Source organism: Pseudaminobacter soli (ex Li et al. 2025) (genome assembly GCF_029892515.1).
GTDB classification, from domain to species: Bacteria; Pseudomonadota; Alphaproteobacteria; order Rhizobiales; family Rhizobiaceae; genus Pseudaminobacter; species Pseudaminobacter soli_A.
This window is the reverse complement of record NZ_JARXVF010000004.1, coordinates 406,947-426,743: the sequence shown is the minus strand read 5'-3', so window position 1 is coordinate 426,743 and position 19,797 is coordinate 406,947. Positions and strand designations below refer to the sequence as shown.

The 19,797-nt window shown below is 60.1% G+C and carries 17 protein-coding genes and 1 pseudogene; 15 read left to right on the top strand and 3 right to left on the bottom strand.

Translation table 11 applies throughout. From position 1 onward, the window contains the following. A pseudogene (locus M2281_RS19560) lies at window positions 1–237 on the top strand (hypothetical protein); the annotation flags it as partial. Window positions 238–759: 522 nt separating this feature from the next. Next, on the top strand, window positions 760–1,224 hold the full coding sequence (locus M2281_RS19555; protein ID WP_280822838.1) for a hypothetical protein: 465 nt from the start codon (window positions 760–762) through the stop codon (window positions 1,222–1,224). Between the two features lie 302 nt (window positions 1,225–1,526). Here the strand turns inward: M2281_RS19555 and M2281_RS19550 are convergent, their stop codons facing one another. Further along, complete coding sequence (locus M2281_RS19550) at window positions 1,527–2,318, bottom strand: SDR family NAD(P)-dependent oxidoreductase (RefSeq protein WP_280822837.1); 792 nt, start codon at window positions 2,316–2,318, stop codon at window positions 1,527–1,529. A gap of 647 nt (window positions 2,319–2,965) precedes the next feature. On the opposite strand from M2281_RS19550, the gene M2281_RS19545 reads away from it, so the two are divergent. The 11 genes from M2281_RS19545 (at window position 2,966) to M2281_RS19495 (ending at window position 15,732) form a co-directional block, all read left to right on the top strand. Beyond that, the gene (locus M2281_RS19545) at window positions 2,966–4,261 is read left to right on the top strand and encodes an epoxide hydrolase family protein (protein WP_425537753.1); all 1,296 of its coding nucleotides are present in this window, start codon (window positions 2,966–2,968) and stop codon (window positions 4,259–4,261) included. 193 nt (window positions 4,262–4,454) lie between these two features. Beyond that, entirely contained in the window at window positions 4,455–5,174 is a 720-nt protein-coding gene (locus M2281_RS19540; protein ID WP_280822835.1) for an alpha/beta fold hydrolase, read from the top strand. Window positions 5,175–5,517: 343 nt separating this feature from the next. Next, window positions 5,518–6,486: a Dyp-type peroxidase gene (locus M2281_RS19535; RefSeq protein WP_280822834.1), complete on the top strand. Its 969-nt coding sequence runs from the start codon at window positions 5,518–5,520 to the stop codon at window positions 6,484–6,486. A 1,027-nt stretch (window positions 6,487–7,513) separates the two neighbouring features. Beyond that, complete coding sequence (locus M2281_RS19530) at window positions 7,514–8,395, top strand: amino acid ABC transporter permease (RefSeq protein ID WP_280822833.1); 882 nt, start codon at window positions 7,514–7,516, stop codon at window positions 8,393–8,395. Then, window positions 8,395–9,156 (top strand): amino acid ABC transporter ATP-binding protein, encoded by a 762-nt coding sequence (locus M2281_RS19525; RefSeq protein WP_280822832.1) that lies wholly within the window; start codon window positions 8,395–8,397, stop codon window positions 9,154–9,156. Before M2281_RS19530 ends, M2281_RS19525 begins: the two co-directional genes overlap by 1 nt. 26 nt (window positions 9,157–9,182) lie before the next feature. Continuing rightward, window positions 9,183–10,010 (top strand): ABC transporter substrate-binding protein, encoded by an 828-nt coding sequence (locus tag M2281_RS19520; RefSeq protein WP_280822831.1) that lies wholly within the window; start codon window positions 9,183–9,185, stop codon window positions 10,008–10,010. A gap of 124 nt (window positions 10,011–10,134) precedes the next feature. Then, complete coding sequence (locus tag M2281_RS19515; RefSeq protein ID WP_280822830.1) at window positions 10,135–11,025, top strand: polysaccharide deacetylase family protein; 891 nt, start codon at window positions 10,135–10,137, stop codon at window positions 11,023–11,025. Further along, window positions 11,022–11,912: a polysaccharide deacetylase family protein gene (locus M2281_RS19510; protein ID WP_280822829.1), complete on the top strand. Its 891-nt coding sequence runs from the start codon at window positions 11,022–11,024 to the stop codon at window positions 11,910–11,912. Before M2281_RS19515 ends, M2281_RS19510 begins: the two co-directional genes overlap by 4 nt. After that, window positions 11,905–13,269 (top strand): MmgE/PrpD family protein, encoded by a 1,365-nt coding sequence (locus tag M2281_RS19505; protein ID WP_280822828.1) that lies wholly within the window; start codon window positions 11,905–11,907, stop codon window positions 13,267–13,269. The genes M2281_RS19510 and M2281_RS19505 overlap by 8 nt, the downstream gene beginning before the upstream one ends. Window positions 13,270–13,276: 7 nt before the next feature. After that, on the top strand, window positions 13,277–14,665 hold the full coding sequence (gene argH / locus M2281_RS19500) for an argininosuccinate lyase (protein ID WP_280822827.1): 1,389 nt from the start codon (window positions 13,277–13,279) through the stop codon (window positions 14,663–14,665). Window positions 14,666–14,832: 167 nt separating this feature from the next. After that, window positions 14,833–15,732: a LysR substrate-binding domain-containing protein gene (locus M2281_RS19495; RefSeq protein WP_280822826.1), complete on the top strand. Its 900-nt coding sequence runs from the start codon at window positions 14,833–14,835 to the stop codon at window positions 15,730–15,732. 420 nt (window positions 15,733–16,152) lie between these two features. Here the strand turns inward: M2281_RS19495 and M2281_RS19490 are convergent, their stop codons facing one another. Then, window positions 16,153–17,133, bottom strand: a complete 981-nt coding sequence (locus M2281_RS19490) for an alpha/beta hydrolase (RefSeq protein WP_280822825.1) — start codon at window positions 17,131–17,133, stop codon at window positions 16,153–16,155. Between the two features lie 412 nt (window positions 17,134–17,545). Here M2281_RS19490 and M2281_RS29245 point away from each other — a divergent pair, with 412 nt between their 5' ends. Next, window positions 17,546–17,797, top strand: coding sequence for an ATP-binding protein (locus M2281_RS29245; protein WP_425537752.1), 252 nt, complete (start codon window positions 17,546–17,548; stop codon window positions 17,795–17,797). 420 nt (window positions 17,798–18,217) lie between these two features. Here M2281_RS29245 and M2281_RS19480 read toward each other — a convergent pair whose 3' ends face one another. Next, window positions 18,218–18,928 (bottom strand): TetR/AcrR family transcriptional regulator, encoded by a 711-nt coding sequence (locus tag M2281_RS19480; protein ID WP_425537759.1) that lies wholly within the window; start codon window positions 18,926–18,928, stop codon window positions 18,218–18,220. A gap of 272 nt (window positions 18,929–19,200) precedes the next feature. Between M2281_RS19480 and M2281_RS19475 the strand changes: the two genes are divergently transcribed. Next, window positions 19,201–19,626 carry a hypothetical protein gene (locus tag M2281_RS19475; protein WP_280822823.1) on the top strand — a complete coding sequence of 142 codons (426 nt, stop codon included), beginning with the start codon at window positions 19,201–19,203 and terminating at the stop codon, window positions 19,624–19,626. The last annotated feature ends 171 nt before the right edge of the window (window positions 19,627–19,797 follow it).

The window sequence follows — 19,797 nt, the reverse complement described above, 5'->3', positions numbered from 1 at the left end:
GGTATCGGCCGTCCCGTCGGCTGGGGTGGCGTAGGCTGGCGCGGCAACTACTGGCGCGGTGGCGCATTCGGTATCGGCCGTCCCGTCGGCTGGGGCGGCGTAGGCTGGCGCGGCAGCTACTGGCCGGGCGGCTTCCGCGGCTTTGGTGGCAGCGGTGCCATCCACAGCTTTGGTGGCGGCGGTGGTTTCTATGGCATGGGCGGCGGCAACTACTCCGGGTTCGGAAACGGATGGTAACAACTGGGGCGGCGGCTTCTTTGGCTTTGGCCGGCCGCGCGTCGGTTGGGGGTCGGCCTGGTGAGGCAGCTTTACAACTGACGCCCGAGCGAAAAATTATGGCCGGCAGTTGAGCCGGCCATAAGGGCACTGGCCGAATCCCGGCGCGAGGCCAGAGATTGGATCGCAGCGGAAGGCGGCGAGTAACCTCGGCGCAATTGGCCACGTGCGCCTATCAGAATTGGCCGAAAAAAGCCCGCCTCGGTCTCCGGGGCGGGCGCTTTTCTTTCGCCGTTTCTACCGACGGTCAGGCGGGAACGATAGTTCTGACGCTGCGGTGGATGCTGTACGCTTTGCCTCCCAAGCGTTGCGCATCGGACCTGCGGTCGTCTCACTCAGGACGACGGACTTTCTTTCCTGACCAATGGAACATCAAAGGTCATTACGAGTTTGATGTGATTCCTGCTACGGTTCTGGCGTCCTACTCCTTCTCCTTCGACGCCAGGGAGCGCCCGTCACCTGTTCGAGGCGGCGGGCTCTTTTTTGCATTTCGAGTTGCGCCTCGGCATTCCTGATCGGAACCTGCGCGATGTGGATCGAGGACACCGCGTTCGAAATGGTCGCGCGCCGGCTCAGGACACAACCGCCCACATGATCTCAACAATGGAAACGCCCGCAGCAATCCTGCGAAGCGGGCGTTTCAGTGCCGAAAGGGGCCTAGTGTGCGGATGGATGATGATGATGGTGATGATGGTGATGATGGGGGTGCTTATGATGCCCGGGTTCCCCAGCGTTGCCGGCGCCAGTGGCGCCGCCGGTGCCCGAAGGACTGCCGATATCAGCGCCGCCGCCTGCAGTGCCACCGCTGCTGGTGCCCATCTCGTCGGTCGTGCCGCCTGCGGCACCGCCACCGACCCCGGCAGCCAGCGCCGAGGTCATCAGAGCTATCGTCAGGGCGAACGCGGTCATAACTCTCATAATCATCTGGAAGATCCTTCTTCGCTGTGATCCGTCGCGTGGATGCGACCCCAAGCAAACCCGCGGTCAGCACCGTAGTTCCCGGGCTGCGGATCAATTCGCGAGGGTGCGGTGACCTGATCGGCGTCCTGGGCAAATGAGAACGCGCTTAATCTTCTCGAGGTCTGGCGTGGACAAGTATTGCTCACCGGTGGGCATGGTTTCCTCTCGGGATTGGTTCTTTGGCGGAGCGAGAGAGGCCAGCGCGACAAGTGTCATTGCTGAGGGACATCGAGCTTCTCCTTTGCCGCTACCGGGGGCAAGCCATGTCGTTGTGGCACTGGCCACATCGGTCAGAACGCGCTTTTCACAACGCCGCCGTCGGCCCGCAGCGCTGCCCCATTGGTGGCTGAGGACAAAGGGCTTGCGACATAGGCAACCATAGCTGCGACCTCCTCGGGCCGCATGAAGCGTCTGATCAGTGATGTTGGCCGGACTTGCTCGAAGAACTCGGTCTCGAGTTGCGGGAAGGATTTCCCTTCCGATTCTGCCAGCGCCTCGACAAAATCGACGACGCCACGCGACCTCGTCGGACCCGGCAATACGCTGTTGACGGTGATCGCAGTGCCGGCAACGGATTCGGCGATGCCGCGCGCCACGGCGATCTGCGCTGCCTTGGTCATGCCGTAATGCACCATCTCGGGCGGGATTTGCAGCCCGCTTTCGCTTGAGATGAAGATGATGCGGCCCCAGTTGCGCTGCCGCATCGACGGGAGGTACAGGCGCGCGAGACGAACGCCGGAGAGGACGTTGACGTCGAAGAAGTACTGCCAGTCTGCATCCGAGATCTCTTCGAACGGCTTGGGCTCGAAGATGCCGAGATTGTTGACTAAGATCTCGACGTTCGGGAAGCGTTTCGCGACCGTTTCGGCAGCATCGGCGGTTCCGAGATCTCCGGCAAATCCTTCAGCGCTGCCGCTGCCAATCGTAGCAAGTTCGGCGACCGCACGGTCGACCGCGTCCTTGGTCCGGCCGTTGACGACGACGTGGGCGCCTTCGCGAACGAGAGTCGCCGCGATTGCGTGGCCGATGCCGGCGGTGCTGCCGGTGACGAGAGCCAGTTTGCCATTGAGCTCGAGGTTCATGATGGAACTCCTGATCTTTGCGAGTTGGCCGCTTTCAAGGCTTGCTCATGCCTTCGTCGGCGATGGCTTCCGTGCAGACGATGAACGCCGATTCAGGCGAGGCGAGATGCAGCACGGTGGCGGCATTCTCGGCTTGCCGAAGCGGCCTTGTTGTTGAAAGCGCCGGTAGGTAATCGGAACTTGCCTAAGTTCGGCGTTTCGACCGGGCGCGGGCTCACCACATTGACACGCAAGACTTGGCACACCAGTTCGCCAGAAGGCGTCCAGGCGAGCGAGATGGACACCCCCCTTGGCCAGGCCTTGTGGGTCGGAGCGCAATGCTGGCCGACAAGCTTTGCCGCGGCCATAACCTTCTGCCCGGCGGGCGCATCCACGACCTTGTCGCATGAGACCTGGTTGCATGAACGGCTTCCGTAGATCTATTGCCCCCACTCAAAATGCTTAACCGCGTCTCATAGGCAGGTGTCGCCCCGCTACGATTACCGACACCGCCGTCTTGCCAACGATTTTGCTGCAACGCCGGATTAACTAGCCAGTTCCAAAGGACCTCGATGACGCGGCGAATGCCCCAAGAACGTCCAGGTCTAGGGAACTTTCCTATTCGTGAGACGTTCGCTCGCAACGTCCGATTGAATAGGAGGATGACCATGTCATCTGTCAAAAATCCAACTCGGCGAGAAGTTCTGGCCACTGCCGCGGCGATTGGCGCAGCCAGCGTGATGCCAGGGCAAGCGGCCGCCGCCGCGGATAACAATGTCATTCGGCCTTTCCAGATCTCCTTCTCAGACGAAGACCTGGCCGACCTTCGCCGCCGCGTGCAGGCGACCAAATGGCCCGACAGGGAGCAGGTGGCGGACACGACGCAAGGTGTCCAGCTCGCGACCATGCAGCAGCTCGCACAGTACTGGGCGACGGAGCACGACTGGCGCAAGTGCGAAGCCAGATTGAATGCCGTGCCCAATTTCACCACCGAGATTGACGGTCTCGACATCCACTTCATTCACGTGCGTTCCAAGCACGAAAACGCGCTGCCAATGATCGTCACGCATGGCTGGCCGGGCTCGATCATCGAGCAGATGAAGATCATCGCGCCGCTCACCGATCCCACGGCACATGGCGGAAGTGAAACGGATGCCTTCCATCTCGTGATCCCGTCGCTGCCCGGCTACGGCTTCTCCGGCAAGCCAACCGAGCCCGGGTGGAATCCGCCCCGCATCGCGAAAGCCTGGGCCGAACTGATGCAGCGCCTCGGCTACTCGAAATACGTGGCCCAGGGCGGCGACTGGGGGAACGCCGTTACTGAGGACATGGCCTTGCAGCAGCCGCCCGGGCTGCTCGGCATCCACACCAACATGCCGGCCACGGTTTCGGCCGAGATCAATCAGTCGCTCGCCGCGGGCAAGCCGCCGGCCGGCCTCGCGCCGGACGAGCGCAACGCCTGGGACCAGATCGACTTCTTCAACAAGAATGGCCTGGGCTATGCGATCGAGATGAACAACCGCCCGCAGACGCTCTACGGGATCGTCGATTCCCCCGTTGGCCTGGCGGCATGGATGATCGATCACGACGACCGAAGCCAGAAGATGATCGCCCGCGTCTTCGCCGGCCAGAACGAGGGCTTGTCGAAGGACGACGTGCTCGACAATGTCACGCTCTACTGGCTGACGAACACCGCGATTTCCTCGGCGCGGCTCTACTGGGACAACGCGCACCATCCGACGGGCGGTTTCTTTGACATCAGGGGCATTACAATCCCGGTGGCCGTGACCGCCTTCCCGGACGAGATCTACACCGCGCCGCGGAGCTGGGCCGAGAAGGCGTATCCGAAGCTGATTCACTACAACAAGGCACCGAAGGGCGGCCACTTCGCGGCCTGGGAGCAGCCCGAGTTCTTCGTGGCGGAGATGCGCGAATCGTTCAGGCCGCTGCGCAATTCGAAGTGAAAGAAGACGGTGTGCGCCCTAAGGGGCGCGCCGTGCTCGTTCCCCGAGACCGCAAGGCTCGGATGCCGCCGATGAATACGCTGCGTTCGTTAGCGAGTGTCGGATTCTCAGTGATCGAAAGGAGGAAGTTGCCATGAAAATACTTACGGCTGTCCTAGCATTGGCTGGCTTACTGCTGACAGGTTCTGTCGCAATGGCACAGTCGGCCAAGCCGACCATCGTGCTTGTGCACGGCGCCTTCGCCGACTCTTCCAGTTGGTACGGTGTCATAGGCCTACTGGAGAAGGCCGGCTACCCCGTCGTCGCCGTCGCAAATCCGCTGCGCAGCGTGAAGGGCGACGCCGACGCGGCCCGTAATTTGCTTGCCACCATCAAGACTCCTATCGTGCTCGTCGGACATTCCTACGGCGGCATGGTGATCAGCGCAGCGGCGAATGGTGAGGCGAACGTCAAAGCGCTCGTCTATGTCGCGGCCTTTGCGCCGGAGGCGGGAGAGAGCGCCGGCGGCCTCAATGCCAAGTTTCCTGGTAGCCTGATCGGCCCCGACACGCTGGAGAAGCCGGTGGCCCTGGCAGGTGGCGGCAACGATCTCTATGTCCGACAAGACAAGTTCCACGAAGCCTTTGCGCCCGACCTGCCCGTGGCGGCCGCGAAATTGGCCGCGGCGGCGCAACGGCCGGTCACCGACACTGCCTTCGGCGAAGCGGCAGGCGAGCCCGCCTGGAAGACCATCCCGTCTTGGTTCGTCTACGGTGACCACGACACCGCGATACCGCCGAAACTGCATGCGTGGATGGCCGACCGTGCCCATCCGCGCGAAACGGTGGTCGTCAAGGGCGCCTCGCATGTCGTGATGATTTCGCACCCCGAGGCTGTGGCGAAAGTCATCGAAGACGCGGCAAGCGCACCGTAGACAAGCCGCCAATGCAAAATGCCGGGCTTTTCCCTTTTGATGGCCGCCGTTTTCCCCGGCCTGACCCGCGATACAGTCGGAGCTAAATTGGATTCACCGCCTGGGAGAGCCGGACCATTTTCGCCAAGGGGGAACTGCCCGCTTGATCTCCGGGGCGGGCATCAACGCGTGAAGTGTCTGGCGAAATGAGCGGCTTCCACCGGACGCCAGACGCGCCCGTCGTCTCACCAGAGGCGGCGGGCTCGCTGTATTCATGGTCGCAATGAGGTGTGAAGCGAAAGCTCGGACCCAATGCCTACGGGCATGGCGTTTGTAATCCTCCCTGGGAAAAGGAGTATCTGGGATGTCAGGGAAGAATTGGGACAGAGTGCCAATCGACGTGCAGAGCATCGACGCGCCGCTGTCGCGAGCAGCCGTCTTTCTTGTGGTCACCGTCGCGAATGAACAGACTGCTCTCGCAAAGGTCTTCTCGACGCTCGATGGGCTTGACGATCTCGTCAAAACTGTTGGGTTCCGCGATCTTTCAGCCCGGCTGTCGTGCATCGCCGGAATCGGTGTCGATCTCTGGGATCATCTTCACTTCGACAAGCGACCGCGGGAACTGAGACCGTTTGCGCAGATTGAGGGAGCGGTCCATGTGGCGCCATCAACACCAGGCGATCTTCTCTTCCATATCCGATCTGAACGCCCCGATCTGTGCTTTGAATTTGAACGCATTCTGCTCGACAGTCTTGGTACTAGCGTGACTGTCGTCGATGAGGTTTCCGGCTTTCGCTATTTCGACGCGCGTGACCTTCTGGGCTTTGTCGACGGCACAGCTAACCCGACCGGCCTTGATTTGCCCGCCTCGGCAATTGTCGGTGATGAAGATGCTGACTTCGTTGGAGGCAGCTACGTCATCGTTCAGAAGTATCTACACGATCTCAGAGCCTGGGCAGAGGTTCCAACGCCTCTCCAGGAGGGGATCATCGGTCGCACAAAATTAGACAATATTGAAATCGATGATGACGATGCGCCGCGCAAATCACACAAGTCACTGGCCACGATCGTAGATGCCGGCGGCATCGAATACGATATACTGCGCGACAACATGCCGTTTGGTCGTCCGGGGCAGGGGGAGTTCGGCACCTATTTTATCGGCTATTCTCGATATCTTTGGGTAATCGAGAAAATGCTTCAGCGAATGTATATCGGCGATCCGCGCGGAGCTTACGACCGGATATTGGATTTCTCAACGCCGCACACTGGCACAACGTTCTTCGCCCCTGCTCGCCCGATCCTGCAAGCACTTGCTCGGGCGGCGGCCGCTTAATGTTGCTAGCCCATATGCAAGATGGCGGGCCTTTCCCGTTTCAGGCCGCCGTTTTCCCTGACCTGACCTGCAATTCAGTCATGCAGGGGCGGCCTCGGCTGTGACGCCTTAAGATTTAGGCTTTCTACGCCAAGGGCGACTGTCGGCTTCCGGCCGATTTCGTTGAAAAACTCGACGGTGAGTTCGTTCACAGCGCTGAGGCCGCCGAGGCGTCCTGGAATCTTACCGAACTGGCGATCGCTCGCGGCGGCGGCGGGAGTTCGACGCGCTCCTCACAGGGCTGCTGCCGCGGCCAAGCGGCACGGCGGCCTGAGCTTTGCCAGTCTCCTGAGGTTTTGGGCGGTTGCGGCCCATAGCCGCCATTCAGGCAGTTCAGCATTTGAGAACAAGACTGGGCTCATTCCTTGGTGAGAAGAAACCGCGGCCCGCCGATATTGACACGACAGACACGCGCGATTCAGGCATTGAGCTTCGAAATGGGAGACGGCCCGGGCGATGCCGCTGGTCGGACAGATTGGCTCCGTCGATGGCTGGCCCCAGCCAGCCATGAATGCCTTGTATCCGGTCAGGGCAAACTTGATCCCCATCGCTATCACGATCAAGCCGGGGAGCTCGAGTTCGTCCCCATCCGAAAGCAATCAGTCGGGGCTGCACAAGGTTTCTTCAATCGCACGTTTTCCTTCCGGGATGGTTGCCAGGAGGAGAAATACGATGGGCTCACAGTATGATCCCGCGGAGCGGGCCTGACGGGCTTGGAATGAGCGCAAGATTGGACGTCATCTCCCGAAGCCGGCTGAAATGAATGGACGGAAATACCTTGCGTTGGAATTCTGTTCACGTCGACAAAGGACGGGTGGAGGCATTCAGCTCCCTTGGTGCGACAGGCATTGCCTGAGGGCCATGGATTTATGCAAATCCATCATAAATCGCATGTTCATATCTCGTTTGCGGCAACTGCGCTCACGTGGTTACGCTTCAACGTCAAAAATAAGAACGAGGCCCGTGGAGCTTCGGGGGAACCATCACCATGCGCAATGTCGCAAGCGCCAGTTCGACACCTTTCATCATCGTGCCGCGACGCAAAACCGGTACGAAAATTCTGGGCGTTGTCGTCATCGTGCTGCTTGCTCTGCTCGTCAGGGCTTTCTGGGTCGGTGACATCGCCTGGAGCTATGTTGGCGACAATTTCTTTGCGCCGAGCGTCGTCAAAGGCGTCGTCAACTCGATCATCATGACCTTTTGCGCCATGGTGCTGGGCATCGTGCTGGGTGTTATCGCTGCTATCATGCGCATGTCGGATAACACGGTGCTGAGGAATGTCTCGGTCGGCTATGTCTGGCTTTTCCGTGGTACGCCGGCGCTTCTGCAGCTGCTGCTCTGGTTCAATCTGGCGCTGATCTTTCCCACGATCGGAATTCCGGGCCTTTTTTCGTTCAGAACCGTAGATGTCATGACACCCTTCGTCGCAGCTCTCCTCGGGCTGGGCATCCAGCAAGGCGCCTATACCGCCGAGGTCGTGCGCGCCGGTATCCTCTCAATTGACAAGGGTCAGACCGAGGCCGGGCTTTCAATCGGCATGACACCATTGCGCGCGACGCTGAAGATCGTCCTGCCGCAGGCCATGCGCGTGATCGTTCCGCCGATCGGCAACGAAACCATCGGCATGGTCAAGCTCACCTCGCTGGCCAGTGTGATCCAATATTCCGAACTGCTGAGAAGCGTTGAGGATGTCTATTACGTCAACTCACGCGTCATCGAACTGCTGATCGTAGCCGCGATCTGGTACATGGTCGTCGTCACCGTGCTTTCCGTCGGCCAGATTTTCGTCGAGCGCCACTTCTCGAAGGGCTGGGGTGGCCATCGCCCGGACCAGCCCGCCCAACAAACTCTCGTCGAGGAGGCGGCGTGATGGACGCGCTGATCACAGCTGTCGGGCTGCAGAAATATTTCGGCTCCTTCCACGTCCTGCAAGATATCAACTTTGCGATCGCTAAGGGTGAAGTCGTCTGCATCATAGGCCCGTCCGGTTCGGGCAAGAGCACTTTTCTGCGCTGCATCAATCAGCTTGAAAAGATCAACTCGGGATATGTCACGATCGGCGGCGAAATAGTGGGTTACCGCCGCGACGGGGACAAGCTCTATCCGCTGAGCGATCGCGAAATAGCCCGCCAACGCCAGGCGGTCGGCATGGTGTTCCAGCGTTTCCATCTCTTCCCCCACAAGACGGTGCTGCAAAACATCATCGAAGGGCCCATGGGAGTGCAGAAGCGCGCGAGGACTGACTGCGTCGAGGAGGCGAGGGCTCTGCTCAAGCGCGTGGGGCTTGCCCATAAGGCGGAAGCCTACCCCGGCGAACTGTCGGGCGGTCAGCAGCAGCGCGTCGCGATCGCCCGCGCACTGGCGATGAAGCCCAAGGCGATGCTGTTTGACGAGCCCACCTCCGCGCTCGATCCGGAACTGGTCGGCGAGGTCTTGAGCGTGATGAAGGAGCTTGCAGCCTCCGGAACCACCATGATCGTCGTCACGCACGAACTCGGCTTCTGTCGCGAAGTGGCCGACAGGGTGGTGTTTATGGACGCGGGCCGCATCGTCGAAAGCGGAACACCCGCCGAGCTTCTCGAAAACCCACGAAATCCCAGAGTGAAGAACTTCATTTCTGCGGTGCTTTGAAAAACAACTATCAGGAGGAGAATGCCATGAAATTCCTACGCATTGCCGTATCGGCAATCGCCCTTGTCGCGGCGGGCGCGGCATCCGCGGAGACAAAGCTCAACCTCGTCAACCAGGGCGAACTGCGCGTTCTGACCAACCCGATCTACCCGCCCATGGAATTCGTGAATCCCGATGAGGGCACGCTCGATGGTTTCGACGTCGATCTGATCAATGCCATCGCCAAGAAGCTCAATCTCAATGTGCTCTTCGTCACGTCGGCGTTTCAGGAGCTGCAGAGCGGACTTCAGACCGGGCGCGGCGACATGATCATCTCCGGCATGAGCGACAACGTGAAGCGTCAGGCCAGCATGGACTTCGTCGACTATCTGACGAGCGGCCCGATCCTGTTCACGACGAAGGCCAATGCCGCCCAGTACAAGCAGACGACGGATTTTTGCGGCAAAACCGTTGCCGGCAGCCGCTCGACCTCGTTCGGCGAAAACGTCACCAACTGGAGCGAGGCCAACTGCGTGGGCAAGGGCAAGCCGGCGATCAAGTTCGAGGGAACCGCCGATTCCAACGCCGCCCGTCTTGGCATGAAGCAAGGTCGTTACGACGCTGTAGTGCAGGGTATCGAAACGATTGCCTACCAGATCCGCCTCGAGCCTGACACCTATCAGCTCGTCGGCGAACCGCTGCTCAGCGACGATACATTCGGCATGGGTTTCAAGAAGGACAATACCGGCCTTCGCGATGCCGTCGCCGGCGCGCTCGAAGAACTGATCAAGGACGGTTCGTACGATGGCATGCTGAAGAAGTGGGGCTTGGTGCACAATGCCGTGCCAAAAGCCGTCATCAACGGCGTGAAATAGCGTCAGGACACCTACGCCTCTCCGAAATTCACGATTTTCGACCGGCCATCCGGCCGGAACGGAGAGTTTTTGTCTCTGAGAGCCCGCGCCCGGTTCCGCCTGGCGCGGGGAATCCCGAAACAGAATGACCAAACCTATGTCACAGCCCGCTCTTTCCATCGGTTCGGTCTGGCCGGCCGGAAAACAATCCGCGGTCGGCCTTGCTTTCGATCTCGACGGGCCGACGGGCGATGCAATGCTCGACGGGTCGCTGCTCCACAATCCGCGCTACTTCTCCCAGGGTGCCTACGGTCCGTGGCGCGCGCTGCCGAGATTGCTCGATCTGCTGGCGGCCTACGATCTCAAAGCCACCTTTTTTATTCCAACTTGGGTGGTGCAGCACTGGACCGAACGTTGCGAGCGTATTGTCACCGAAGGCCATGAGATTGGTTATCACGGTCATCGCCATGAGGTTTTCATCGACCTCAGCGCGGAGCAGCAATTGGACGTCATGGAGCGATCGCGCCGGATTTTTCGCGAACTGCTCGGCGTCACGCCCATCGGCTTCAGGACGCCGTCCGGTGACTGGAGCCATGAGACGGCAGCGCTGCTCAGGCAGTTCGGCGTTATTTATTCCAGTTCCATGCGCGGCGACGACCGCCCTTATTTCCACCCGACCGATAAAGGTGTCGGGCTCGTTGAAATCCCCGCGCGCTGGGACATCGACGACTACACGGCCCTTGCTTACACCGAGGCGCCGGATTTTCCGATCGGGCTTGACCGCATCTCGGACTATCGCGCCGTCGAGCGCAACTGGCGCGCGGAATTTGAAGGCTATCACCGCGAAAGGCTCTGCTGGACGACGATCCTGCATCCGAAGGTCTGCGTGAAACCAGGGCGCCTTTCCATCCTCGAGGGCTTGTTCAAGGCCATCGTGAGCAAGGGCGATGCCGTCTGGAAAGCACGCCTCGGCGACATCGCCCACTGGTGGATCGAACGCCATTCCCAAACTGATGAACGAAAGCCGACGGCATGACAGCGCAGCCGACAATCTGGCCTCAGGGTAAAAGCTGCGCCGTGATGGTGGCGGTACTGTTCGACGATGGGGCGGATGCGATTGCCGCAGCTCCGGATCTTGCGAACAGATCGAAGAGCCTTTCAGTCTGGCAATTCGGCGCGAACCGCGGCGTTGAGCGCCTTTGCCGGACATTTGGAACATCCAACGTCAAGACAAGCTGGTTTCTGAGCGCAGAAACGGCCAACCGCCACCGTGACTTGCTGCGCGGGATAATCGGCGCTGGCCATGAACTGGCAAGTTCTGGCTTTTCCTTCGAACGGCATGACACGCTCACGTCGGACCAGTCGCTTGAAGTGCTCAGACGCTCCAGAGACGCGCTGAACTCGCTGACAGGGAAGGAGACAAGCGGTTTCCGTTTGCCGCAGGGCAACTGGCCCGTAGGCTTCGACCGGCTTCTGCTGGAAGCGGGCTATGGCTGGTCGGCCAGCCTCAATGGCGACGACATTCCCTACACTCATCCCTCCGGCCTTGTCGAAATTCCGGTTCACGTCGAGTTGGAGGACCGGCCCTATTTCCAGTTCAACTTCACGCCGGCCTTTCCGAAGGGGCAAAGCCGGATACCCGACTATGAGGGGGTCTTGCACAACTGGATCGCCGAGTTCGATGCCTATCGCCGCTTCGGACTATGTTACGTCATCCAGCTTCGGCCGGAATGGACTGGGACACCAGGGCGCATCTCGCTTATCGAGGATTTGCTGGGTCACATCCTGAGCTTCGACGACGTGTGGGTTGCGACCGGCGCCGAGATCGCCGAACGCCAAAGAGCGCTCGGACCTGCAATTCCGAATAATCACCCGATCCGGGTCTTCGAGACCTATCGCATGGAGCAGCGCTCCGATGGCTGAGACCGTGCTGACTGCGCTTGCGGCCAACATCGCGGCGACGGACTTTTCCCATTTTCCCGAAAGCACGATCCGAAAGGCGAAGCTCCACATTCTGGATACGCTTGGCGTTTCGCTGGCGGGCGCGACATCCGTCGAGACGAAGCTCGTGATCACTGCTCTTGGGACAACCGGGGCGAGGGGAGAGGCGAGCGCCTGGGGGCTGCCACTCAAAACAGACGCTCGTACCGCCGCCTTCATCAACGGCGTGTCCGCACACGCCTTCGAGCTGGACGATTCCGGCGGCTGCGATCACTCCGGCGCTGTTGTCTTGCCTGCAGTGGTTGCGGCACTCGAAGCGATGGGGGAGCCCATCGACGGTCGCCTGTTCCTCAAATCCGTGCTGCTCGGCTATGAAGTGGGACGCCGCATTCTGGAGGCTTCCGGCGGCTATGAAATTCACAACGGCAACGGCTGGCATTCCACCGGCACCTGCGGAACCTTCGGCGCGGCAGCGGCCGTGGCCACGCTGATGGGGCTGGACAGGGAAGGCATCGCCTCAGCGCTCGGCTGCGCGCTCTCCTACTCGGGGGGCACCTGGGCGTTCATCCATGACGGCGGTCCAGCAAAAAAACTTCATGCGGGCCGGGCGGCGGAGGGCGGCTACCTTGCGGCGCGGCTTGCCGGCGCCGGCTTCCAGGGGCCGCTTTCGGCTTTCGACGACAAGGTATGGGGTGGCTTCTTCCAGACGTTTGGCGACGAGCGGGCGGTTCCAGAGGAACTCTGCCGCGATTTCGGCCAAAGCTGGCGGCTCAACCGCTGCTCGATCAAGCCACACGCAACATGCCGCGGCACGCATTCAGCCATCGACGCCATTGATCTCATGCTGGAGGACAACGAGCTGAAGAGCACGGACATCGCCGGGGTCGCCGTCGGCATGAGTGGCTTCCAGTTCGGTATGTGTGGCCACAAGACCGTGACCTCGCGTGCGCAGGCGCAGATGAGCCTGCCTTATGCCGTCGCGGCTCGCCTTCACTATGGCAAAGTCTCCCTCGCCGAACTTGAGGAGCGCGCCTGGCGCGACCCTGCGATCGGCAAATGGCTCGACCGGCTGACGGTTCGGATCGACGACAGGATGCGCGACGAGGACGAGCCGTCCGTGGAGATCCAGACCCGTGATGGCCGGATATTCGAGGCGACGATCGAACATCCGCTGGGGGGACCTTTCAACCCGCTGAGCGACGAACGCATCATCGCCAAGTACAGCGACCTTGCTCGGATCGTTCTGCCTGAAACCCGCGCAGCCGCGCTCCGAGACGTGGTCCTCGACATCGACGCCATCGCCGACATGCGCCCGCTTATCGATCTGCTCAAACCGTGAGATGACAATGTCCGCACCCTCGAACACAACATGGTCGCCCCTCTTCAAGGAGGCCGTTTCGACGGACTTTCGCGACTTCCATGAATGCCTCGACCAGGACAAGCGCATCGCAATTTATGACGTTGCAGCCTCCAAGGTTCACGCTCGGATGCTCGCCCAGGCCGGCGTGCTGACGTCCCAAGACAATAGTGCCATCCAAACCGGCCTCGACACGATCGCTGAGGAAATCCGTACAGGCATCTTCGAGTGGAAGAAGGAGCTCGAAGACGTCCATATGAATGTCGAAAGCCGTTTGACCGCACTGATCGGCGAGGCCGGCAAGAGGCTGCACACTGCCCGTTCGCGCAATGATCAGGTTGCAACCGATATCCGCCTTTACGCCCGTGCGGAGCTCGATGCACTCAGTCTCGAGCTCAAGACCCTGATCCTCGCCTTCATCGATCTTGCGGAGGGCCATGCGGATACGATCATGCCGGGCTTCACCCATCTTCAGGTTGCGCAGCCCGTGACGTTCGGCCATCACATGATGGCATATGCCGAGATGTTTTTCCGCGATCTCGAGCGCGTCAGCCAGGCGCGCGAGCGCCTCAACGTCTCTCCACTCGGCGCGGCAGCGCTTGCCGGAACGAGCTATCCGATCGATCCCGACTTCAGTGCTCGGGAGCTTGGCTTTTCCCGCGCTTTCCGCAATTCGCTCGATGCCGTCTCGGATCGCGACTACGTGGTTGATATCTGCGCGGCCGGTTCCGTCGTCATGGGGCACCTGTCGCGCCTAGCGGAAGAAATAATCCTATGGTGCACTCCCATGGTCGACTTCATCGAGATTGGCGACCAATTTTGCACGGGCTCGTCGATCATGCCGCAGAAGCGCAATCCGGATCTCGCTGAGCTTGTGCGGGGCAAGGCTGCGCGGGTGATTGGCAACCTGACGACGTCAGCGGCACTGATGAAGGCTCAACCCTTAGCCTTCAACAAGGACCAGCAGGAATCGAAGCCACCACTGACCGACACGCTGGAGAATGTGCGAGGCGCGGTAGCGGTCACCGCGCAGATGCTGCCCACGATCAGGGTCAAGGCGGAAAACATGCGCGCCGCGGCCGAACAAGGCTATTCGACCGCGACGGACCTTGCCGACTACCTGGTGCGCGCCGGCCTACCTTTCCGGGATGCCCACCATGCGGTCGCTGCGATCGTGGGCGCGGCGCGAGACCAGGGCTATGCCACACTTGCCGAAATCCCGCTCGCGACCATGCAAGCTTTCGCGCCAGTTGTCGCGGCGGATGTTGCGGAAGTCTTGACGACGGAAGGCTCCGTTGCCTGTCGCAATCATCGCGGTGGCACAGCGCCGGAGCAGGTTCGCCGTGCAGCAGCCGAGCTACGAGCTCTGCTGGGTTAACATTGAAACGCTATTTACCTCCGCAGCGGTGCCTGTTTAGTGCATGACCCCGAAAAGCGGAATCGCTTTTCGAAAAGGATCATGCACAAATTCAAAGTGTTGCAGCGTCCTTTGCGCGTCCAAAGGATGCGCGGCGCTGCAATGACAGGCCTTCGCGGAGAGAGACCTTGAGACCGGCAATTCAGCAGAATCGGCTTCCGCCCCTGCAGACACTGCAAACCTTTTCCGTTGTCGCAGAAACCGGAAGCTTCACCCGGGCAGCCTCCGAACTCAATCTCAGCCAGAGCGCCATCAGCCGTCAAATACAGCAATTGGAACATTATTTCGGCTGTAGCCTCTTTCAGCGCCACACTCGCAAGGTGGTTCTGACTGAGCAAGGAGACGCGATCGTTCCGATCGTCAACGGATTGCTCATCTCGCTTCGCAACTCCTTCGAGGCGACCAGGACCAAAGGGCGCTCCCTGACCGTGCGCATGCCGCCCACCTTTGCCCGACGCTGGCTTCTCCCTCGACTAACGGATCTGCATGGCTGCCACCCGGACCTGAACATCACGATCGACACCGCCTGGTTCGCTCGGCCGACATTTGGCCCCGGCGACATCGATCTGCTGATCCTCTATGGCAACGGCCATTGGCCCGGCATGCATGTCGAATTGCTTCTGCCTGAAAAACTCACACCAATGTGCTCGCCCTCATTTGCCGGTTCGCTTGGCGACCCGGCGCGAGTAGAAAGTCTGGCCAATTGCGTACTGCTGCACTCCAACGCGCGCCAAAGCGATTGGACGCTCTGGCTTCAGGCCGAGGGCGCTTATGACCTGACAGCGGCGCGCAACCAGATATTCGATACCCAGGATTTTGCAATGACCGCCGCAGCGAGCGGTTATGGTGTGACGATGGGCGACATGCACCTTGCACGACAGGACCTGGAAAGTGGCCTGCTTGTCACTCCCTTCCCGCGCGTCATTGAAAGCGGCTACGGCTATTATGCCATCTGCCCGGCTCGAGAAGATGCCAAGGCGCTGGTGTCCGATCTTCTCGATTGGTTGGGAAAGGAGCGCCCGGTTTAGATGTCTCAACGGGAATTAGCACAACCCAGCGATTGCCTGTGAATGAGCACCGAAGAGTGCGTCTGCCACTGCTGCCTAAAACCTCGAATTGCATCGGCAACGCGCCCATGTCGGTCGTTGGGATCAGCTTCGCTGCTTCCTGAAACCGGACATCATGGGGAGCCACGCTCTGCCTGCTGCGGTTTCCGGAGCGGACCATTTTCTTCATGCAATACACTGGCGAGGCACCGTGACCCCTCCCGACCACCGAGCCTCTGGATGCCCCCCAGTTCACTCGCCGAACAGCACTCGAACCCGTGCCCCTGCACGACCTCGGCCGAGCGCAGCATTGGCGTCGGTCATTCCACCGACCATCGTGGATCATTTGTTTCGCGCTGACGCTGCTGCCTTGTCACCAGGACGAGACCGAACGAATACCGTCTATCCAGGTCCCTCAATCATGGAGCCATCTAGCTTCAATATACGTTCCAGCCAGGTTTCTCGGGCAGCCAAGCAGGCCCGGGAGACCGCGGCCTCGGGGACGATGTCATAGAAGCCGTGAAATGCGCCGCCCCAAACGTGTAGTTCGCAATCGCCGCCGGAGGCCATAATGCCCCTTGCGTAAGCGATGGCCTCATCCCGGAACACCTCGGCCGCGCCGACATCTATGAAGGTGGGCGGGAGGCCATCGAAGCTGGGTGTACGGGCGGGAGCGGAGTAGTGGCAGACATTGGCCGAGCCGCAGCGATCGCCCAGTACCGCGCGCCAAGCGGTCTTGTTGCTCGTAGTGTCCCAAACACCGAAACCATCGAATTCGAGCGCCGAGGGCGTACTATTGCGGTCATCGATCATCGGACACTGCAATAACTGTCCGATCAGGGTGAATTCCTTGCGGTCACGGACGATAAGAGTTGTGCCCGCGGCTAGGCCACCGCCGCCGCTTCCGCCGAAGATGACGACTCGCGCGGGATCAAACTTGAGTTCCTTGGCGTGAGCCATCATCCACTTCAGCGCAGCGTAGCAGTCCTCGACTGGCGTGGGTGCGGGGTGCTCAGGGGCGAGCCGGTACTCCGGCGTCACGCAGACGGCGTCGTATTTGAGAGCCCATTCGATGAGAGGCCGGGCGCCTGAGAAACGACTACCCATCACCATGCCGCCGCCGTGCAGAAAAAAGATGCCGGGGCCTGGGGTGTGGTGGTCATGCCGCGTGACGACGGACACTTCGATGTTCGTGCCATCGGCGGTCGGCGCAGTGTGTTCGACGCAGCTAACGACGCTGTCTTGCAGAAACTCCTCACGCGTCACACTGCTGATGGCGCGAAAGTGAGGAAGTTGCTCAAGAGTCATCTTCACCGGCACATTTCCGACGAGCCAGGGCAATATGGCTGCCAGTTGAGGATCATACGGGTTATTCTTCGTCATAGGCAGAATCTCTATTCAGGCGTCATCCGCGGGCAGTATTCGTCGTCGAATGGCGATCAGCCTAAACTCCACCAGAAACTGCACGGAACAGTGTCGTTATCGAATTCAAGGACAAAACGCAACCGGCTCGTGCCGTTAGCGCGCTGGTTCGATCGTTGATCGTGGGGCAGGCTGAATGGCTCCGTCGTAACCTCGAAGTTGAGATGCGTGGAAGGTCCGGTCCTGATGTCACTGTGCGAGAATGTCGAACTGCGGTGCTGGTGACGGCGTTGGATTGTAGGCGCACCTCGCCTGTCCGTGGCGCATCATGTGCACCATCGCTGCCTGAAAGTCGTCGAAGCCGGCGTCGTCACGCGGTCACCTGCCCTCCGCCGGATACTCAACAACATGATCGGCCAACTTCGCGCGCACCATGGAGGTCTACGTTCAACATGCACCCGGCGATGGAATCCGCATCAGTGTGCTCGATCGAGGCCCTGGAGCTCCCGAAGACCAGCTCGACACTGTGCTTCAGCCCTTCTTGCGGCTGGGGCATTCGCAGAGTCGTTATGCAGGTGGTACGGGCCTTGGCCTGGCCATTGCCCAACAACTCGTTGGTGTGTTGAGTGAGTGCTCCGACTTCACAATAGATCTGGAGGGAGATTGTGCGCGAAAACCACTTTAGCGGCGAACGGCGCCGCTTCTTCTCCGGTTCGTATCCCTTAGACAAGGTAGCGCCACCCATCGACGCATCCCGCGGACGGCGCAAATGTCGACTTTGATTACCTGTCTGGCAGGTTACTGCCGGCTTGCGGTATGTGAACTCCCACCACCACGAAGCTGATGATTACGTGCTCGGTCTTCGGGTTGGTATTGCGCAAAACCTGACCGCAGGCCGCGTCGATATCGTTTCCGAATGATGCACGATTTGACGTCGTCTGGAATGGCTTTCGCCTGCCTTGGGCGAAAGAGGCTTGGAATAATGCACTCTGATGACCCGCTCAAATGCATATACATTTGACGGCGACTTGCCATCCAGAATCTGTCCAAGGTTTACTATCAGCAGATAGCCGCAACAACTGCTTATGCGTCGGCACACGCACGATTACTTCCTGCGCTCTGCCTCAGCCCGAGTTTCGCTCACTCGTTCCGATCGAACTGCATCTGGTGCCTCCTCCAAGGCGTCCTTGCACATTGCCGAAACGAAGACGGACCACCTGTCGGCAAAGAGTTCTTCTGGATGCAGGGGGGCACCGCTGGTGTCGTCGTGTAACCGGACACGGTTGTTGGCTCCCTCCAGCAAGTCCACGAGGATCTCACAGATGACTGAGGGATCTCCATTGCGAACAAGACCCGCGGCCTGCGCGGCTCGGATCGTCTGCTTCAGCGGCTCCAGGGAGGCCTTGGACCAGATGGCGAGTTGGCGGCGCAACGCGCCGGAAAGGGCAGCCTCTGCGCTGACCGAGAGATAGAAGGCGGCATAGTCGCGCGACGACCCGATCTCGAAATAACGCCGGGCGGTCATCTTGACGGCTTCAAGAGGAGCCATCTCGCCGCCGGACGCCGATAGCAGCGCGTCCTTGAACTGGCTGATATCACGTTCGACCACGGCCTCTAGCAAAGCCCCTTTGTTGGGATAGCGGCGATAGATCGTGTGCTTGGAAACACCGAGTTGGAGGGCGATCTCGTCCACCGATGTGTTGGCGACCCCTTTTCGGCAGAAGGCGGCACGCGCACCGTCGAGGACCCGATCATCCATTGCGGCCGCCTGCTCCCTGGTCGGTCGGCCACCCGGTTTGCGCCCACTCAATGCCATTCGCCTGCGTGATCCGTTACGCGCCATAACGGCACGAGAAGGTTGCGTTATCTTCCCTTATTTGATAACAGCACCATATCGTGCAGTTAAGCAAAGTTCAAGAGAGGTCCTACGTGCATGTCGTCGATCACCTTATCCCAACTCGCCTGGTCGACACAGGACGCCGGCTCTGTATTCTCGGATCTCAAGCTGTGCTTCAGTTCCGCACGAGGCGGCCTGGTCGCACGCTTAGGCCAATATTGATCGAGCTACCTCTGTAGATGGAGAACAACATGAAGATCGGCGAAAACAGTAACCTCTTCCGGGGCAGTGACCTTACAGGGTCAAGAGTCGGCCACGCCGATCCGCAGGCGTCGACGTTCAAACTTGGAGCGATGCCGTCAATCCAATCAGACCGAGGTGCAGTGGAACCCAGCAGATCGCTCAACGCGCTTTCGCGAACTCTGTCGGCAGTCCCGTTCGACTCGGTTGAAAAAGACTTCATGAAATGGGCCAATATGAATCCGATCGAGAGGCTACGGGCAGCTATTCTCGAATCGAAGGGTCTGGACGAAAACAGCCTCAACGTACTGCCGGCCGAGGAACGTGAGGCGATCGAAAAGGAGATCCGCGAGGCCATCAAGGAAAAGTTCGGCGTCAACGACAAAGATGCGAAGGTTGCAGTCTCCGAAAATGCCGGTTCGACTGACGCTGCTTAGAATCACTTTGTTTGACCCGCCAATCCAGAGCCAACTACCGATCCGTAGAAAGTCAGCTATCTCGTTTGCCACGCCGAAAGCCGACTGTCTGCTAGCGGCCCAACGCTGCCGGTCAGCATTGCGCACATATCGGCCGTTGAGAGAAGCTCTACCGTTTCCTGAAAGCTGACA

Bases quoted from the DNA above. Each gene is read 5' to 3' on its own strand.
- M2281_RS19475 (WP_280822823.1), top strand. From the start codon at position 19,201: ATGAAGATCGGCGAAAACAGTAACCTCTTCCGGGGCAGTGACCTTACA.
- M2281_RS19535 (WP_280822834.1), top strand. From the start codon at position 5,518: ATGTCAGGGAAGAATTGGGACAGAGTGCCAATCGACGTGCAGAGCATC.
- argH (WP_280822827.1), top strand. From the start codon at position 13,277: ATGTCCGCACCCTCGAACACAACATGGTCGCCCCTCTTCAAGGAGGCC.
- M2281_RS19480 (WP_425537759.1), bottom strand. From the start codon at position 18,928: ATGGCATTGAGTGGGCGCAAACCGGGTGGCCGACCGACCAGGGAGCAG.
- M2281_RS19525 (WP_280822832.1), top strand. From the start codon at position 8,395: ATGGACGCGCTGATCACAGCTGTCGGGCTGCAGAAATATTTCGGCTCC.
- M2281_RS19545 (WP_425537753.1), top strand. From the start codon at position 2,966: ATGTCATCTGTCAAAAATCCAACTCGGCGAGAAGTTCTGGCCACTGCC.
- M2281_RS19540 (WP_280822835.1), top strand. From the start codon at position 4,455: ATGGCACAGTCGGCCAAGCCGACCATCGTGCTTGTGCACGGCGCCTTC.
- M2281_RS19490 (WP_280822825.1), bottom strand. From the start codon at position 17,133: ATGACGAAGAATAACCCGTATGATCCTCAACTGGCAGCCATATTGCCC.
- M2281_RS19510 (WP_280822829.1), top strand. From the start codon at position 11,022: ATGACAGCGCAGCCGACAATCTGGCCTCAGGGTAAAAGCTGCGCCGTG.
- M2281_RS29245 (WP_425537752.1), top strand. From the start codon at position 17,546: ATGGAGGTCTACGTTCAACATGCACCCGGCGATGGAATCCGCATCAGT.
- M2281_RS19530 (WP_280822833.1), top strand. From the start codon at position 7,514: ATGCGCAATGTCGCAAGCGCCAGTTCGACACCTTTCATCATCGTGCCG.
- M2281_RS19505 (WP_280822828.1), top strand. From the start codon at position 11,905: ATGGCTGAGACCGTGCTGACTGCGCTTGCGGCCAACATCGCGGCGACG.
- M2281_RS19515 (WP_280822830.1), top strand. From the start codon at position 10,135: ATGACCAAACCTATGTCACAGCCCGCTCTTTCCATCGGTTCGGTCTGG.
- M2281_RS19520 (WP_280822831.1), top strand. From the start codon at position 9,183: ATGAAATTCCTACGCATTGCCGTATCGGCAATCGCCCTTGTCGCGGCG.
- M2281_RS19550 (WP_280822837.1), bottom strand. From the start codon at position 2,318: ATGAACCTCGAGCTCAATGGCAAACTGGCTCTCGTCACCGGCAGCACC.